Source organism: Bacillus sp. KICET-1, assembly GCF_027721405.1.
In the GTDB taxonomy this organism is placed as follows: Bacteria; Bacillota; Bacilli; order Bacillales; family Bacillaceae; genus Bacillus; species Bacillus velezensis.
Genome location: NZ_CP113515.1, coordinates 1,553,837 through 1,570,573 on the forward strand (window position 1 = coordinate 1,553,837; position 16,737 = coordinate 1,570,573).

The 16,737-nt window shown below is 47.7% G+C and carries 14 protein-coding genes and 1 other annotated feature; of the genes, 9 read left to right on the forward strand and 5 right to left on the reverse strand.

Annotated features, from left to right (window positions below):
- Positions 1-13 precede the first annotated feature (13 nt).
- The gene (locus tag OVA33_RS07935) at positions 14-1,444 is read left to right on the forward strand and encodes a LutB/LldF family L-lactate oxidation iron-sulfur protein (protein ID WP_007407375.1); all 1,431 of its coding nucleotides are present in this window, start codon (positions 14-16) and stop codon (positions 1,442-1,444) included.
- A complete protein-coding gene (locus OVA33_RS07940) occupies positions 1,444-2,166 on the forward strand; it encodes a LutC/YkgG family protein (RefSeq protein ID WP_025649302.1) in 723 nt (240 codons plus the stop codon). Before OVA33_RS07935 ends, OVA33_RS07940 begins: the two co-directional genes overlap by 1 nt.
- A gap of 35 nt (positions 2,167-2,201) precedes the next feature.
- On the opposite strand, the gene OVA33_RS07945 is transcribed toward OVA33_RS07940, so the two are convergent.
- From OVA33_RS07945 to OVA33_RS07955, 3 genes are all read right to left on the reverse strand, one after another.
- Positions 2,202-3,530, reverse strand: a complete 1,329-nt coding sequence (locus OVA33_RS07945) for a GntP family permease (protein ID WP_025649301.1) — start codon at positions 3,528-3,530, stop codon at positions 2,202-2,204.
- A gap of 26 nt (positions 3,531-3,556) precedes the next feature.
- Positions 3,557-5,101, reverse strand: a complete 1,545-nt coding sequence (gntK, locus tag OVA33_RS07950) for a gluconokinase (protein WP_007407372.1) — start codon at positions 5,099-5,101, stop codon at positions 3,557-3,559.
- Between the two features lie 183 nt (positions 5,102-5,284).
- Positions 5,285-6,142, reverse strand: coding sequence for a MurR/RpiR family transcriptional regulator (locus OVA33_RS07955; protein ID WP_017418881.1), 858 nt, complete (start codon positions 6,140-6,142; stop codon positions 5,285-5,287).
- Between the two features lie 151 nt (positions 6,143-6,293).
- Here OVA33_RS07955 and OVA33_RS07960 point away from each other — a divergent pair, with 151 nt between their 5' ends.
- A complete protein-coding gene (locus OVA33_RS07960; RefSeq protein ID WP_014418916.1) occupies positions 6,294-6,452 on the forward strand; it encodes a hypothetical protein in 159 nt (52 codons plus the stop codon).
- 91 nt (positions 6,453-6,543) lie between these two features.
- Positions 6,544-6,784: a binding site (T-box leader), on the forward strand.
- A gap of 61 nt (positions 6,785-6,845) precedes the next feature.
- Positions 6,846-8,186, forward strand: coding sequence for an amino acid permease (locus OVA33_RS07965; protein WP_025649300.1), 1,341 nt, complete (start codon positions 6,846-6,848; stop codon positions 8,184-8,186).
- Between the two features lie 34 nt (positions 8,187-8,220).
- Here the strand turns inward: OVA33_RS07965 and OVA33_RS07970 are convergent, their stop codons facing one another.
- A complete protein-coding gene (locus tag OVA33_RS07970; RefSeq protein ID WP_022553811.1) occupies positions 8,221-9,138 on the reverse strand; it encodes a DMT family transporter in 918 nt (305 codons plus the stop codon).
- Between the two features lie 97 nt (positions 9,139-9,235).
- Here OVA33_RS07970 and OVA33_RS07975 point away from each other — a divergent pair, with 97 nt between their 5' ends.
- From OVA33_RS07975 to OVA33_RS07985, 3 genes are all read left to right on the forward strand, one after another.
- A complete protein-coding gene (locus tag OVA33_RS07975; RefSeq protein ID WP_014418914.1) occupies positions 9,236-10,129 on the forward strand; it encodes a LysR family transcriptional regulator in 894 nt (297 codons plus the stop codon).
- A gap of 112 nt (positions 10,130-10,241) precedes the next feature.
- Positions 10,242-11,246, forward strand: a complete 1,005-nt coding sequence (locus tag OVA33_RS07980) for an LLM class flavin-dependent oxidoreductase (RefSeq protein ID WP_021495222.1) — start codon at positions 10,242-10,244, stop codon at positions 11,244-11,246.
- A 123-nt stretch (positions 11,247-11,369) separates the two neighbouring features.
- On the forward strand, positions 11,370-12,653 hold the full coding sequence (locus OVA33_RS07985) for an ATP-binding protein (protein WP_025649299.1): 1,284 nt from the start codon (positions 11,370-11,372) through the stop codon (positions 12,651-12,653).
- A gap of 29 nt (positions 12,654-12,682) precedes the next feature.
- On the opposite strand, the gene OVA33_RS07990 is transcribed toward OVA33_RS07985, so the two are convergent.
- Complete coding sequence (locus tag OVA33_RS07990; protein WP_022553808.1) at positions 12,683-13,771, reverse strand: arabinose utilization transcriptional regulator AraR; 1,089 nt, start codon at positions 13,769-13,771, stop codon at positions 12,683-12,685.
- Positions 13,772-14,027: 256 nt separating this feature from the next.
- On the opposite strand from OVA33_RS07990, the gene OVA33_RS07995 reads away from it, so the two are divergent.
- Both OVA33_RS07995 and cggR read left to right on the forward strand, forming a co-directional pair.
- A complete protein-coding gene (locus OVA33_RS07995) occupies positions 14,028-15,422 on the forward strand; it encodes an arabinose-proton symporter AraE (RefSeq protein WP_014418911.1) in 1,395 nt (464 codons plus the stop codon).
- 264 nt (positions 15,423-15,686) lie between these two features.
- Positions 15,687-16,721, forward strand: coding sequence for a gapA transcriptional regulator CggR (gene cggR, locus OVA33_RS08000; protein WP_003151607.1), 1,035 nt, complete (start codon positions 15,687-15,689; stop codon positions 16,719-16,721).
- Positions 16,722-16,737: the final 16 nt, after the last annotated feature.

Consider the following 16,737-nt stretch of genomic DNA (forward strand, 5'->3'; position numbering starts at 1 on the left):
AGGGGGTAAAATCATGGCGATGAAAATCGGTACCGCCGCTTTTAAAGAGCGGGTATCAGAAGGAATAGATAATGAGTTTATGAGAGGAGCCGTCTCCGGTGCGCAGGAACGGCTCAGGACAAGAAGGCTTCAGGCGGCCGAGGAATTGGGAAACTGGGAGGATTGGCGTTCCCATGCGGAAGAAATCAGACAGCATGTGCTGGACAATCTTGATTTCTATTTGGAACAGCTCGCCGAAAACGTCGCCAACAGAGGCGGACACGTCTTTTTCGCCGAAACGGCGGAAGAAGCGTCCTCCTATATCCGCGATGTCATCCGGCAGAAAAACGCCAAAAAAATCGTAAAATCCAAATCCATGGTAACAGAAGAAATCAATATGAACGAAGTGCTTGAGGAAGAGGGCTGTGAAGTCACAGAAACGGATCTCGGCGAATACATTCTCCAGATTGACGACCACGATCCGCCGTCACATATCGTTGCTCCCGCTCTTCACAAAAACAAAGAGCAGATCCGTGACGTGTTTAAAGAGAGACTCGAATACAAACAGACGGAAAAACCGGAAGAGCTCGTCATGCACGCGCGCAGCGTTCTCCGGAAAAAATTTCTCGAAGCGGATGTCGGCATTACAGGCTGCAACTTTGCAATCGCGGATACCGGATCGGTCAGTCTCGTGACGAACGAAGGAAACGGCCGCCTTGTGTCCGCGCTGCCGAAGACGCAGATCACCGTGATGGGAATGGAGCGGATCGTTCCGTCATTTTCTGAGTTTGAAGTGCTTGTCAGCATGCTGACGAGAAGCGCGGTCGGCCAGCGGCTTACAAGTTACATTACGGCGCTGACGGGACCTCGTCAGCAAGGAGAAGCTGACGGGCCTGAGGAATTCCACCTTGTGGTTGTGGACAACGGGCGTTCCCGCATACTCGGCACGGAATTCCAATCGGTGCTGCAATGTATCCGCTGCGCCGCCTGCATCAACGTCTGTCCCGTGTACCGGCATGTCGGCGGACACTCGTACGGGTCCATCTATTCGGGTCCGATCGGCGCCGTCTTATCGCCTCTTCTCGGCGGATATGACGAATACAAGGAGCTCCCGTACGCATCTTCCTTATGCGCGGCCTGTACGGAAGCATGTCCCGTTAAAATTCCGCTGCACGAGCTGCTGCTCAAGCATCGGCAGAACATCGTGGAAAAAGAGGGCAAAGCGCCGATCAGCGAAAAACTGGCGATGAAAGCCTTCGGGCTCGGCTCGTCATCCCCGTCCCTTTATAAAATGGGATCGAAATGGGCGCCTGCCGCCATGACGCCGTTTACGGAAGATGACAAAATATCAAAAGGGCCGGGGCCGTTAAAAGAATGGACGGCAATACGGGATTTCCCGGCGCCGCATAAATCGAGATTCAGAGATTGGTTTAAAGACCGGGAAAAACAAAAGGGGGAAGAATGATGATGAAAGGGACGGTTACACATCAGGAATCCTTTTTAAACCGGATCGCCGAAAGTCTGGGCAGAGAGCGCAGGAAATCAGGCGTGTCCCTGCCTGAATGGAAGTATCAGCCTCAATATCAAACGCATGCGGACTGTACGGAAGACGATCTTGTCACGATGCTGAAAGACCACTGTGTCAACATTCATACCGAACTGATCGAAACGGATGCAGCCGGGCTTTACGACGCTTTGCGCACGCAGGTGAACCGCTTTGAAGGAGGGCCTGTCATCATTCCGAAGGACAGCCGGTTTGAAACGTACGGCTTGCAGACCCTTATGACAGAAGAGTGGCCGGATGAAGGGATTCCAGTTTGGGAATGGGACGCGGAACAAGGAGCGAAAAATATTGAAAAAGCGGAACAAGCGAATGTGGGCATCACATTCAGCGAGATTACGCTTGCAGAATCAGCCACCGTCGTTTTGTATGCGTCAGAGCATGCCGGCCGTTCTGTCAGCCTGCTTCCGACCACCTATATCGCAATCATCCCGAAATCTTCCATTGTGCCGAGAATGACACAGGCCAGCGATATACTGAAACAGCAGATCAGAGACGGCGTCACCGTTCCTTCCTGCATCAACTATATTACTGGACCGAGCAACTCGGCCGATATCGAAATGGATTTGGTTGTCGGCGTCCACGGACCCGTTAAAGCCGCTTATATCCTTGTGAATGATCGATAAAAAAACAAACCCCGGTTTGCGGCCGGGGTTTGTTTTTATATAAACGCGTTAATGATCATGATAAAACAGATCGCACTGACAGAAATAATCGTTTCCATCGCCGTCCATGTCAGGAACGTTTCTTTTACCGTCATTCCGAAATACTCTTTAATGAGCCAGAAACCGGAGTCATTGACATGTGACAGAATCAAAGAGCCCGCTCCCGTTGCCAAAACGAGAAGCTCGCTGCTGACGCCAGGCATGACAGATGCAATCGGTGCAACAATGCCGGCCGCCGTCATCATGGCGACAGTCGCTGAACCTGTGGCGACGCGGATGACCGCCGCGATCGTCCAGCTTAAAAGAACGGGAGAGAAGCTTGAATGCTTCGCCATGTCAGCGATATACGTGCCGACGCCTGAATCAATCAGGACGTTGTTAAAAGCGCCGCCGGCTCCGATCACAAGCAGAATGGAAGCGATCGGCCCGAGACAGTCATTGCTGAATTTTAAAATGCTTTCTCTGTCAAAGCCCTGATAAAAACCAAGGCTGAAAAAGGAGTAAACCGTGGCGATCAAAAGCGCCGTGACAGGGTCGCCGATAAATTTAAAAGTTTCATAGAGCGCGCTTTTTTCCGGAAGCGCAATTTCGGCAAGCGTTGCCATAAGCATCAGGATCACCGGTACCAATATCGTAAACAATGTATTTGCGAATCCCGGAAGCTTGCGTTTTTCATTCCGTTCAATAAATTGTTTTTTCAACAGTTCGGGAACGGGTTTATGAATGCGCTTACCAATCCATTTTCCGTAAAGCGGCCCCGCGATGATGGCAGTCGGAATGCCGACGATTAAAGAAAACAAAATCGTTTTTCCGACATTGGCGTGATAAATGCCGACAGCCGCCATCGCCGCCGGGTGGGGCGGAACCAATCCGTGCACGACGGAAAGTCCCGCAAGGAGCGGAATCCCGATCGTCACTAATGAAACCCCGGTTTCAATCGCAATCGTAAATAAAAGCGGCACGAGCAGGACGAAGCCGACCTGGAAAAAGACCGGGATGCCGACGATAAAAGCGACGGCCATCATCGCCCAATGCACTTTCTTTTTGCCGAAGCGGCCGATCAGGGTGTGGGCGATACGCTCCGCACCGCCTGATTCAGCCATCATTTTTCCGAGCATCGTACCGAGGGCCAGCACGATCGCAAGCAGCGACAGCGTATTGCCGAGCCCGGTTTTCATCGAAGCGATAATGTCCGGCAGATTCATGCCCGTTGCGAAACCGACAAGGATGGATGTAATCAAAAGACTGATAAACGGATTTAATTTAGCGACCGTAATCAATAAGAGTAAAACGATAATAGCGGCAATGACAATAAACAGTAACATGACCTTTTCACCCTTTCAAAGAAGAATTAACGGCTTTGTTTGAGCTGAAATTCACTGATGACGTCAAATTCATCTTTGAGCTTGTCATACAGCCGCTCGTATAAGTAAAACAGCTCAATATATGTTTCGCTGTTTTTGACGTTCGGTTCATGACGGTGAGAAATTCTGATCCAGTCCTGAACATCCTCGATCCGTTCCATTTCGCCAAGGCTGTGCAAAGCGAGAACGGCCGCTCCGAGCGCCGAGGCTTCGTAACTTTCCGGAACGAGGACTTCCCGTCCCATCGTATCGGACAAAATCTGCCTCCAAAGCGGTGATCTCGCAAATCCTCCCGAAGCCCGCACGTCTTTTGCGGGGCCCGCCAAATCTCTCAGTGCGACACCGATTGAAAAGACGCTCATGATGACGCCTTCCAGCACCGCTCTGATAAAATGCTCCCGTTTATGGCGGAGGCTGATGCCGAAAAACGTTCCGCGGGCATTCGGATTCCAAAACGGCGCGCGCTCCCCTGATAAAAACGGCAGAAACAGCAATCCCTCAGAGCCTGCGGGCACTTTATCAGCGATATCAATCATTAAATCGTACGGATCAATGCCGAGCCGCTTCGCCGTTTCGACTTCCGGAGAAGCGAATTCGTCTCGAAGCCAGCGCAGCATAATGCCTCCGTTATTCGTCGGGCCTCCGATGACCCAATGCTTGTCAGTCAGCGCGTAACAGAATGTCCGCGCTTTTTCATCCGTAATCGGCGCATCCGTCACCGAACGCACGGCTCCGCTCGTTCCGATCGTAACGGCCACTTCGCCTTTGCCGATCGCGCCGACTCCAAGGTTGGCGAGCACGCCGTCATTTGCGCCGATAATAAACGGTGTATCCGCATGAATGCCCATCCGTGCAGCGATTTCCGGCGCAAGGCCGCGCAGCTGATGAGTGGTCGGCACGATGTCCGACAGCTGATCTTCCCGGATTCCGGCAATCCGGAGCGCTTCTTCATCCCAGGAAAGCGTATCTAAACGGAACAGCCCCGTTGCCGAAGCGATCGAATAATCGACGACATAAGTTCCGAAAAACTCGTGCAGAATATATTCTTTAATACTGATGAATTTGGCGGTTTTCGCGAATGTCTCCTTGTCCTGTTCTTTCATCCACACAATTTTGGAAAGCGGAGACATCGGGTGAATCGGCGTACCCGTTCTTTTATAAATATCAAAACCGTTCATCTCTTTTAAAATCCGTTTTGATTGCTCGGCGCTGCGGTTGTCCGCCCAAATGATGCTTTTGGTCAGCAGGCCGCCGTTTTGATCGACAGCTATCAATGAGTGCATGGCGGTGCTGATGCCGATTGCAAGCAGATTGTCAGGACTCAGTCCGGCCTTTGTGACGGCTCCCCTGATGCTTCCGATAACCGCTTCCAAAATGTGCTCAGGATCCTGCTCGGCCCATGCCGGCTTTGGCTGTATTAAATCATAGTGAACCGAATGCTTGGCTAACACTTTGCCTCTTGGTCCGAACAGAACGGCTTTCGTACTGGTTGTGCCGATATCCAGACCGATAACAGCTTGGGTTTCCTTCATAATATATCCCGCCTAATCTGATTGAATAATAAGATAGATTGATAATGTATGCCCTTACAAAGTCAATTATAGGAATAATTTTTTATAAATCAACGATGAAGAAGAAAATTTTTTTCATAAAATTGCCTCAATTCCCGCTGTATCGGCATTCTCTCTTTTGAAAAATAAATATTCAGAAAGCGATTACAAACGTTTGTGCGCGATCATTTTTCTGATTTGCTGCAAGTTGGCGAGCGTTTTCTCCTGCCGCAGCCGGGCCGTGGCGAAATACAGTGTATCAATGACCGACAGCTGGGCAAGCCTTGCGGACATTGCTTCCGTTCTGAAAGCCGTCTCCCTTGTTGACGTATACAGCACCACGTCGGAAATCTGGGTGAGCGGCGACTTTTGGTAGCTTGTAATGCCGATCGTGCCAGCGCCGAGCGATTTGGCCATTTTCACCGCGTCAAGCACGTCCTTATTGCTTCCCGAATGAGAAATGCCGATGACTGCGCTTTCGGGACCGAGAAGACCCGCTGACATCGCCTGAAAGTGAGAATCTGTGTGCGCGATGCAATTTATACCCGTACGCATAAATTTATGATACGCGTCAGTGGCGATCAGCCCGGAACCGCCGTTTCCGTAAAATTCGATTCTGTCTGCGCGGTGGATCATTTCTACCGCTTTTTCAACGTCGGCCGGATCTAATAAATGAAAGGTATCGGTCAGACCGGAAATGTTTGTGCGGAAAACTTTCTGGATGATGACTTCGATATCGTCGTCGGGGCTCATTTCTTCATGAATGTGCTGCACCGGCTCCTGAACGATCTCCTGAGCAAGCGCGATTTTTAAATCCTGATAGCCGGAAAAACCGAGCCGTTTGCACAGCCTGAAAATCGTCGCTTCAGAGCTTTTCGTTTTTTCCGCCAGCTGAATGATGGAAAGGTGAACCACGTCTTTCGGTTCCTTCACGATATGGTCTGCAATCGCTCTCAATTTTGGCGACAAACCTTTGCTGGCCGCCTGAATCTTCCCGATGCTGCTTGAATTCACAGGGGTCATGCTATAACCTCCCTACTTGAATGTAAACGCATACTTTTATGATAAAGCAAGTTTCAATATAAGGAAAACAGAATTTTAAAATTGTTTTTTCAATTTTGTATATAAAAAAAGAGAAAAAGCCGCCGATGATAGAAAGTGAGGAGGCACCTGAATGAAAAAAGTATGGATTCTCGTCATATCATTCGGCATTGCGCTTGCGCTGTTTTTATACGCAAACACAAAGGTGAAAGCGGAAAGCGCGGCGCCCGGAAAGCAAAGCCTTGTGTCCGGATTTCAGCTGAAATTTCCGAATCACCGGGTAGGACAATAGGCGGCAAAAATTAGTATTGACTTTGAAAATAGAAGACTGTATATTATGATACTATATTCAGAAAATAAAAACTCAAGAGATTCATTTAACATAAAACACTGTGAACGGGAGCAGTAAAAGAATCCAGTCAGAAAAAGAGAGCCGCGGGTTGGTGCAACGCGGACTGATTGTTCTTTGAACTCGCCCGGAAGTGGCAGGGCGGAACGGAATTGTCGGAATATTCCCTATGTCCTAACGGCTGACCTTCGTTAAAAGGTTTTTAAGCTGGATTCCGGATATTTCGGGATCAACAAGAGTGGTACCGCGGCTGCCTAAGGCACGCCGTCTCTTTTCCTAAAGAGGCGGCGTGCTTTTTTATGTGATGAACACTTTTTGCGAGAGGGCGTGTGATAGATGGAAAAGGACAAGCAAACGTTAAAACGGACGATGTCGTCCAGACACATTATGATGATGGCGCTTGGAGGCGCGATCGGGGCCGGGCTCTTTAAAGGCAGCAGCACGGCGATTGATGAGGCGGGGCCGTCCGTGCTGCTGGCCTACCTCCTCGGCGGAATCATTCTGCTATTTATTATGCAAGGGCTGGCCGAAATGGCAGTCAGAAACAAACATGCAAGGACGTTCCGTGATTTGGTTCAGCAGTCGCTCGGATCGTACGCTGCATACTTTTTAGACTGGATCTATTGGAAAATGTGGGTGCTCAATATTGCCGCGGAGGCGGTCGTAGCCGCCATTTTCATTCAATATTGGCTGCCGGAATGTCCGATATGGATACTGGCTCTGATCATTTCCATCGTGGTGACGGTCGTAAACATGCTTTCTGTGAAACTGTTTGCCGAGACGGAGTACTGGCTCGCGCTTATTAAAATTACAGTGATTGTCATCTTTATTTTATGCGGGATTCTGCTTTTATTTTTCTCATTCGGCAATCACACGGCGCCGGGGCTGTCTCATTTAACGGATCACGGAGGATTTTTCCCGCATGGAGCGGGGGGCGTCATTACGGCGATGCTCGTCGTGATCTACTCATACGGCGGAACGGAAATCATCGGCGTCACGCTGGCGGAGACAAAAAATCCCGAAAAGGTGATCCCGAAAGCTGTCCGAAGCACGTTAACGCGGATTGTCGCTTTTTACTTGCTGCCGTTTTTCATCATCGTCAGCCTGATTCCTTGGAATCAAGTCAACAGCGTTCCCGAAAGCCCGTTTGTCATAGTATTTAAGATGATCGGAATTCCGGGTGCCGACCATATTATGAATGCCGTCATTCTTCTTGCGATTATCTCGTCTATGAATTCGGGACTGTACGGATCATCCCGCGTCTTGTTTACGCAGGCTTCTGACGGCCGGGTGCCGAAAGTTTTTTCAAAACTATCGAAGAAAAAGGTTCCCGTCTATGCGATTCTGACTTGTACGTCATTTTTATATGTAGGCGTCCTGATTTCTTTATTCGCAGGAAGCCAGACGTTTAATTATTTGATGGGTTCACTCGGCTATACCGTGCTGTTCATCTGGCTGATTATCGGATTCGCCCATTTGAAATCAAGAAAACATTCAACAGAACAGCCGGCTTATTACGTCAAATGGTTCCCGTACACGACATGGTTCTCGGTGCTTGCGCTTTTGGCCATCCTGATCGGCGTAATTGCGACGACATCCATCGTCATCACATGCATCACTGCGGCCATCTATCTCCTCATTACGGCTGCGTATCTTGTGAAAGGGAGACGTCAATAAATAAAAAAACTCTTGCCCCGCGGCAAGAGTTTTTTTAATGAACGGCCTTTTTTTCTGCGGCCAGAGCAGGTGTTTTCAGTTTCTTCGGTGTTATATTCACTAAACAAATGCTTGTGACGATCAGAAGCAGTCCGGCTAAAAGGCTGACGGTCAGCGGCTCATGCAGGAATATCGAGCTGACGACAATGGATATGAGCGGGATCAGGAAGGTGTAAGAGGCAACCTTGCTTGCTTCCCCTGAACCGACAAGCGTAAAAAAGGCGAGCCAGCCGAGCGCGATAACAAAAACTGAAATGAACAGAAGGCTGAGAATGAACGGAGCTTTCCATTGAATGGCTGAAAAGCTTTCTGAAAAATGGCCGGAGCTGACAAGCAGCACGCCGCCGATCAGAAGCTGAAGAGCGACCATCCAGATAGAATCCGCGCGTCCGCCCGTTCTTTTCACATATACCGTGCCGAGCGCCCAGCTGACCGCGGAGCCTAGGGCCAAAAGAATGCCGGCGATGGAAATATGGCCTCCGAAACCGGCTGCGCTGATGACGGCGACACCGGCAAAGCCCAGAATAAGACCGGCTATTTTTAAAGGATACATCGATTCCCCGAGCCACAGCCAAGAAAAAACGCCCATTAACACCGGCTGGAAAAACACGATGGCTGAAAATAGGCCGGCAGGCAGGTAATTCAAGCCGACCGTTTGCAGGCCGTAAAATAAAGTAATATTTAAAATGGCAGAAATAAGATAGATCGGCCACGTTTCTTTAAAACGCAGCTTTTTAAAACGGGGCAGCGCCACCATTAATAATAGAAGTCCGCCGATCAGCGTGCGGATTCCGGCAAACAGAAGAGGCGGCGAATAGGCAAGCGCGGCCTTTGTCAGCGGCCAGTTAATTCCCCATACCGTGACTAGAAACGCCAGCATAAGAGCCGTCTGTATTTTCGAAAGCTGTTTCACGTCGTTCACTCCTTGTAGAACAATTCCATCATATGATACGGTAATCAGTAAGATAAATAAAATGAATCTTTTTTATAAGGAGCATAAGTAAAACGTTATGACGATTACACAACTGCGGGTTTTTGTTCAAATCGCTGAAACGGGAAGCTTTACAAAAGCGGGGCAGGCGCTGAATATGACGCAGCCCGCCGTCAGCCATGCCATCTCGGCGCTTGAGTCAGAGCTCGGCATCAAGCTGATCATCCGCGAGCGCCGCAACGGCGTAAGGCTCACGGACACGGGCGGAAAAATTCTCGTTCATATCAGAGAGGTGCTCAAAGGCATAGAAAAAGCCGAGCAGCTGGCGGCCGCGGAAAGAGGGCTTGAACAGGGAACGATTCACATCGGCACATTTCCGGCCGCTTCCGCTTATTTCATTCCAAAGCTGATCAGCGTGTTTAAAAAACGGTATCCGAAGCTTGAACTGGTGCTTCATGAAGGAACGGCGGACGAAGTAAAAGAATGGCTGCAATCCCGGATGATTGACGCGGGCATTCTGCTGTTCCCGACAGAGGATATGGATTCCTTTCTGCTGAAAAAAGACAAAATGGCAGCGGTTATGCATAAAGATCATCCTCTCGCCGCACGCTCAACCGTAACGATAAAAGATCTGGACGGTGAACCGATGGTGGTTTGCGAAGGCGGTTACACGTCACCTTTTGCAGGCCTGTTTAAACAAGCCGGTGCCGAACTTTGCGCGGCCTTTACCGTGTTTAATGTCAGCACGTCCATCAATATGGTGCGGGAGGGGTTGGGCATGGCAATCTTATCCGATATGTCCATGGCCGGCAATCCCCTCCCGGAAGAAGTGGTGATTAAAGAGTTTACGCCGGATGTATTCAGGGAGGTGCAGCTGGCGGTTCCTTCCATGAAAGACGCATCACTTGCCGCCAAGCTTTTTATTGATGTCGCCGAGGAGCTGTTCATCCGTAAGAAAACCGCCGCTGACTGATTGTTCGAAGATCATCGAATCAAATTGTTTAACTCACGGGAAAAGCTGTGGTAAGGTGTGTAGAGAGACCTTGTTTAAGATCTGCTTACACTAAACCATAAAGGAGAAAACGATGGCTGAACATACATTGAAAGATACTGCGTTTTCCGTATTGAATTTATCGCCGGTCGTACAGGGGGGAACGGTTGCTGAATCGTTCCGCAACAGCATGGATTTAGCGCGCCGCGCCGAGGAGTGGGGCTATAACCGCTATTGGCTTGCGGAGCATCATAATATAGAAGGCGTTGCCAGCTCGGCAACGGCGGTGCTGATCGGCCACATCGCCGGCGGCACGAAAAAAATCCGCGTCGGTTCTGGGGGTATTATGCTGCCGAATCATTCGTCACTTATAATCGCGGAGCAATTCGGAACCCTTGAAACGTTATATCCAGGGCGGATTGACCTCGGACTCGGGCGTGCGCCGGGTACCGACCAATTAACGGCGAGGGCCTTAAGAAGAAACATAAACAGCGGGGAGGATTTCCCGGAGCAGCTTGAAGAATTGAGAAATTACTTCAAACCGTCAGGCAATGTGCGCAATCTAGTCCGCGCCATTCCGGGCGAAGGGCTGGACGTGCCGATCTGGCTTCTGGGCTCAAGCGGCTTCAGCGCGCGTCTTGCGGGAGAGCTCGGGCTTCCGTTCGCCTTTGCGGCTCACTTTTCACCGAAAAACACCGTGCCCGCCCTTGAGCTGTACCGCAGCTCCTTCCGTCCGTCAGATGTACTGGATAAACCGTACGCGATGGTCGGCGTCACCGTCATTGCCGCCGATACGGATGAAAAGGCGGAGCATCTGGCAACATCGCATTATCAAAGATTTTTAGACCTCGTCCGCGGCACGCCGAACCAGCTGAAGCCTCCTGTTGAAGACATGGATCAAATCTGGTCGCCGTATGAAAAAGCGATGGTCAATGAACAGCTCAGTTCAACGATCGTCGGCGGACCGGAGCGTGTGAAGGAGAAGCTGGAAAGCTTCATCCGGACAACACAGGCGGATGAAATCATGGTGAATTCAGAAAGCTTTGAGCATGCCGACAGAATGAGATCATTTGAAATCATCGCCGAATTAAAAAGATGAAAAACGGGCAGCACACTATATATATATGTGCTGCCTGTTTTCGTATAATAATATGAAATTTCATATTATTGTGATATTATTTATTAGAAAAATTTTCTTGAAATAGAAGGGGGGAATAAAAACTTGGATGTTTCTTTGAAAGATGTTTTTGGTATTTCGCGGATTGTTTTAAAAAGTTATGTTGATAGACAACAAATTGATGAGGATTACCAAGATAAAATTGAACTTACGGATCATCACATCGTAATATATGGTGAAACAAAAGTCGGAAAAACATTATTAAGAAAAAAATATGTAACCAAAGCTGAAAACACTATAGTGATAGACTGTACGAAGGGAGTTGATTTAGCTGATATTTACACACAAATTTTATACAAATCTGGTGTGGAGATATCTGATAACTTCTCCAAAAGTATTGAAAAGTGCTCAAAAATTGATAGTCAAGTAGAGGCAAATCTATTTCAATTTTTAAAAGCGAAAGTGACCGGAGATTCATCTGAAAAAGAGTTATTAAGTGAATCAGGGAAAATGGATCTTCCCAAGACCGTAAGTGTCAGAGTGGCTGAATCACTGAAGGAAAAAGGTATTCAGTTTATCGTACTGGATGACTTTCATTATTTAAATTTAGTCGATCAATATCTGTTGGCTTTTGACCTGAAAATGTTTTATCAAAGCGGCTTAAGGTTCATTATAATCGGGACGAAAATTATAAATGGCTATTTTGAAAAATTCAATGGAGAATTATCTCAAAGAATTGATTATATTGATGCTACTAAATGGTCTACTACAGATTTAATGAATATAAAGAGTAGAGGCTGTAAAGAGCTGAACATAGACATTAGTGAAAATGTAACAAATTATTTTATAGAGGCATCTAGCCAAATAGTTGCTGTATATCAACAACTTCTTTTTGACTATTGTCGTGAAAGTGGGATAAGAAAGAGAAGTCAGAATTACATTGTTCTTGACAGTCTTGAATTAGCTAAGGAATGTAATGCTCTGTATTATAAAAGAGTAAGCGAGGAATATCTGACAAAAATTCAAGACATTGCAGATGGAGAAAGAAAAGCGAAGCTGAAGTTATACTATTATATAATGAAAATTGTGTTAACGTCTGATCAAGATATAGCGAGGAGAGGATTTTCTTTTCAGTATTTATATGAGAATATTCACCGAATCCATGAGAAAAAGTCAATAAATCATGGTGCGCTGACCTCTGTACTTAACCACTTCGATGAATTGCAATCCAAAAAGGATATCTTTCCAAAGGTCTTTACATACTATGATAAAAGACTATATATTTCAGATTCGTCATTTTATTATATTTTAAAGCATTTTAATAAAGAAAATATAGATGATGTTCTTCCGCCTCATGATTTTCAGCTTAGTTTTCAATTTAATGACTGATGGGCAGATACTGTTGTATCTGCCCTTTTTTATTCGCCGATCCGCCTGACTGAATTCCGGATGATGAGTTCCGGTTCATACACGACGTCATCCTTCTTCGGTTTTTTATGTTCTAAGCAGTCGATGACGTATTTTGCCGCCGCTTTCCCCATAATGGATTTCGGATGCTTGACAGAGGTGAGCTTCACCTCGGAAATCTGGGCGAAATGTGAATCATCATAGCCCATGACCGATACGTCATCAGGCACCTTTAACCCGAATTCCCTGAGAAGATTAATCGTCTTCAGCGCAATTTCGTCATTGTAGCAAAGAATGGCCGTCGGATGTGACCCGCTGTTTTGCTCAAGGGTATGCTTAATTTTTTGGAGAAGCACGGTTTCTTTTTCCTCAGTCGTGTAAGTCACGATCATGTCCGGAGACGGAAAAATCCCGCGCTCCCGATGTGCCTGAAGATAGCCGTTCATCCGTTTGACGCCCTGCGTGTCATCCGCTTTAAAGATTCCCATAATGTGCGTGTGGCCGAGGGACATGACGTATTCGCAAGCCATCATGCCGCCTTTGACATCATTGACGGAAAAGCTTGGTGCGGCCAGCTCCGCATAAGAGGCGTTAATCATGGCAAACGGAATGCCGTTTTTCTCCAGATTGAGATAGTAGCCGATGTTGGGCGTCTGCAGCGCGCTTTTTGTAGGCTCGACAATCAGCCCGTCTATATTTTTGGACAGCAGGTTTTCAAGGCCGCGCCGTTCACTTTCTGTATTGTTGTTGGTGCTCGTCAGCAGCATGGAATAGCCCTGTTCGCTTAAATACGATTCGATTCCCCTGATGATGCTCGGAAAAATATAGTCTGATATGTACGTTGTAATGACGCCGATCGTTTTGTTTGAATGCATGGCTGATTTCGCCGTGCGTGAAGCGACAAAGGTGCCTCCGCCCTGAACGCTGTACAGCAGCCCCTGCGAGACCAAATCTCCGATCGCCTTTCTGATGGTATGGCGGCTGACGCCGAACTGCTGCATCAGCTCATTTTCCGTAGGCAGCTTTTCGTCCGGCTGTATTTTTCCTTGATTCAGCCATGAACAAATTTCTTCTTTTACTTGAGCATATTTCGGTAGCATATCAATTCCTCCAAAATGTATACGGACAAATTCCAGTATAACATAGTAAGCCCTTTCATCAAGCTGTAAAAATAATTGACAGATTATGAAAAACTGCTTATTCTTTATTTGTACGTACTAATTTTCCTTATTTTTAGATAAAATTCTTTATAAGTACGTACAAATGTGGCGATTCTGAAGAAAACAAAGCAACATCAAGCGCCGCACTCAGATTTGTAAGCGTTTTTATTCTATTATTCGCGGGAGGGTAAAATTCATGAAGAATCACCCGGCACCAATTGGCTCAAATGTACCTGTCACTCGGCAGCATTCCAAGTGGTTTGTCATTCTCATCTCATGCGCGGCCGGACTGGGAGGGCTTTTGTACGGTTATGACACGGCGGTGATTTCCGGCGCCATCGGTTTCCTGAAAGATTTGTACCGCTTAAGTCCTTTTATGGAAGGGCTCGTGATTTCAAGCATAATGATCGGCGGTGTTTTCGGCGTCGGGATTTCCGGATTTTTGAGCGACCGTTTCGGACGGAGAAAGATTTTGATGGCAGCGGCGCTGTTGTTTGCGGTGTCAGCGGTTGTCTCTGCGCTTTCTCAAAGTGTGTCTTCCTTAGTGATCGCCAGAGTCATCGGCGGTCTGGGAATCGGCATGGGCTCCTCGCTTTCTGTCACGTATATTACCGAAGCCGCTCCGCCGGCAATACGCGGCAGTCTGTCTTCACTGTATCAGCTGTTTACGATATTAGGGATTTCCGGCACTTATTTTATTAACCTCGCCGTTCAGCAGTCCGGCTCATATGAATGGGGGGTGCACACCGGCTGGCGGTGGATGCTCGCTTACGGCATGATTCCGTCCGTCATCTTTTTTATCGTGCTGCTTATCGTGCCTGAAAGCCCGCGCTGGCTTGCGAAAGCGGGGCGCCGGAATGAAGCCCTCGCCGTGCTGACGCGCATTAACGGCGAGCAAACCGCGAAAGAAGAAATCAAACAAATCGAAACGTCTTTACAATTAGAAAAAATGGGGTCATTGTCTCAGCTGTTTAAACCGGGGCTGAGAAAAGCGCTTGTGATCGGGATTCTGCTGGCTTTATTCAATCAGGTCATCGGCATGAACGCAATTACGTATTACGGGCCGGAAATTTTCAAAATGATGGGCTTCGGACAGAATGCGGGGTTTATCACGACATGCATCGTCGGTGTCGTTGAAGTGATTTTCACCATTATCGCGGTTCTTTTAGTCGATAAGGTGGGCCGGAAAAAGCTGATGGGGGTCGGATCTGCCTTTATGGCGCTGTTCATGATCTTAATCGGGGCATCCTTTTATTTTAAGCTGGCGAGCGGTCCGGCTTTAGTCGTCATTATATTGGGATTCGTCGCCGCTTTCTGCGTATCAGTCGGGCCGATTACGTGGATCATGATTTCGGAAATCTTTCCGAACCACCTCCGCGCACGCGCCGCCGGTATTGCGACGATATTCTTATGGGGGGCCAACTGGGCGATCGGCCAGTTCGTGCCGATGATGATCAGCGGGTTGGGGCTCGCGTACACCTTCTGGATATTCGCCGTCATTAATATTCTCTGTTTCTTGTTTGTCGTGACGATCTGCCCTGAGACGAAAAATAAATCATTAGAAGAAATAGAAAAACTCTGGATAAAATGAAAGCGTTTTACGACAAAAGTCCGCTCCGGCGGGCTTTTGTCTGTCACCTTCATTCCGTTTCTGTATATAATGACTGTATCAAGGAGATACTGGGAAATCCTGCGAAGAATGTCGACGAATTGACCTTTAACAGTTGAATTAACAATGTCATCCTGTTAAAATAATTAAAGAAAGCAGACATAATTTTTTTTGGCTATGATGGGACGTTTTTTGTCATAGCGGGACATTTTCTGTCCAGTATGAATAGGAAGGAACGTTTGAGTCATGAACCAGTTAATACAAGCTCAAAAAAAATTATTGCCTGATCTTTTGCTTGTGATGCAGAAAAGATTTGAAATCTTGCAGTATATCAGGCTTACCGAACCGATCGGCCGCAGAAGTCTTGCAGCCAGTCTCGGATTGACCGAGCGCGTTCTCAGAAGCGAGGTTCAGTTTTTGAAAGAACAGAATCTCATCGATATTAAAACAAACGGCATGACAATGACGGAAGAGGGCTACTCACTGCTTTCGATTCTGGAAGATACGATGAAGGATGTTTTAGGATTGACGCTTTTGGAAAAGACATTAAAAGAGCGGCTTAATCTGAAAGACGCCATTATCGTTTCCGGAGACAGCGACCAATCTCCTTGGGTCAAAAAAGAATTAGGGAGAGCGGCCGTTGCATGTATGAAAAAGAGATTTTCAGGCAAAAATATCGTCGCTGTAACCGGCGGTACGACAATTGAAGCCGTCGCCGATATGATGACGCCGGATTCAAAAAACCGCGAGCTCCTGTTTGTGCCCGCAAGAGGCGGTTTAGGCGAAGATGTGAAAAACCAGGCGAACACCATATGCGCGCATATGGCGGAAAAGGCTTCAGGCACTTACCGGCTTTTGTTCGTTCCCGGGCAGCTGTCACAAGGCGCCTACTCATCTATTATTGAAGAGCCTTCCGTAAAAGAGGTGCTTCACACGATTAAATCAGCGAGTATGCTCGTTCACGGAATCGGCGAAGCTAGAACAATGGCGGAGCGAAGAAACACGCCTTTGGAAGATTTGAAGAAAATAGATGACAATCATGCGGTGACAGAGGCATTCGGCTACTACTTTAATGCGGACGGAGAAGTCGTTCACAAGGTGCATTCAGTCGGAATGCAGCTTGATGACCTCGATGCCATTCCCGACATTATCGCGGTAGCGGGCGGATCATCAAAAGCAGAAGCAATCGAAGCTTATTTTAAAAAGCAGCGAAACACGGTTCTCGTCACGGACGAAGGAGCCGCAAAGAAGTTATTAAGGGATAACAGTCCCTCAATATAAATATCTCTCACTTATT

What these genes read in the sequence shown, in the direction of transcription:
- OVA33_RS07935 (WP_007407375.1), top strand. Translation starts at nt 14, where the DNA reads ATGGCGATGAAAATCGGTACCGCCGCTTTTAAAGAGCGGGTATCAGAA.
- OVA33_RS07940 (WP_025649302.1), top strand. Translation starts at nt 1,444, where the DNA reads ATGATGAAAGGGACGGTTACACATCAGGAATCCTTTTTAAACCGGATC.
- OVA33_RS07945 (WP_025649301.1), bottom strand. Translation starts at nt 3,530, where the DNA reads ATGTTACTGTTTATTGTCATTGCCGCTATTATCGTTTTACTCTTATTG.
- gntK (WP_007407372.1), bottom strand. Translation starts at nt 5,101, where the DNA reads ATGAAGGAAACCCAAGCTGTTATCGGTCTGGATATCGGCACAACCAGT.
- OVA33_RS07955 (WP_017418881.1), bottom strand. Translation starts at nt 6,142, where the DNA reads ATGACCCCTGTGAATTCAAGCAGCATCGGGAAGATTCAGGCGGCCAGC.
- OVA33_RS07960 (WP_014418916.1), top strand. Translation starts at nt 6,294, where the DNA reads ATGAAAAAAGTATGGATTCTCGTCATATCATTCGGCATTGCGCTTGCG.
- OVA33_RS07965 (WP_025649300.1), top strand. Translation starts at nt 6,846, where the DNA reads ATGGAAAAGGACAAGCAAACGTTAAAACGGACGATGTCGTCCAGACAC.
- OVA33_RS07975 (WP_014418914.1), top strand. Translation starts at nt 9,236, where the DNA reads ATGACGATTACACAACTGCGGGTTTTTGTTCAAATCGCTGAAACGGGA.
- OVA33_RS07980 (WP_021495222.1), top strand. Translation starts at nt 10,242, where the DNA reads ATGGCTGAACATACATTGAAAGATACTGCGTTTTCCGTATTGAATTTA.
- OVA33_RS07990 (WP_022553808.1), bottom strand. Translation starts at nt 13,771, where the DNA reads ATGCTACCGAAATATGCTCAAGTAAAAGAAGAAATTTGTTCATGGCTG.
- OVA33_RS07995 (WP_014418911.1), top strand. Translation starts at nt 14,028, where the DNA reads ATGAAGAATCACCCGGCACCAATTGGCTCAAATGTACCTGTCACTCGG.
- cggR (WP_003151607.1), top strand. Translation starts at nt 15,687, where the DNA reads ATGAACCAGTTAATACAAGCTCAAAAAAAATTATTGCCTGATCTTTTG.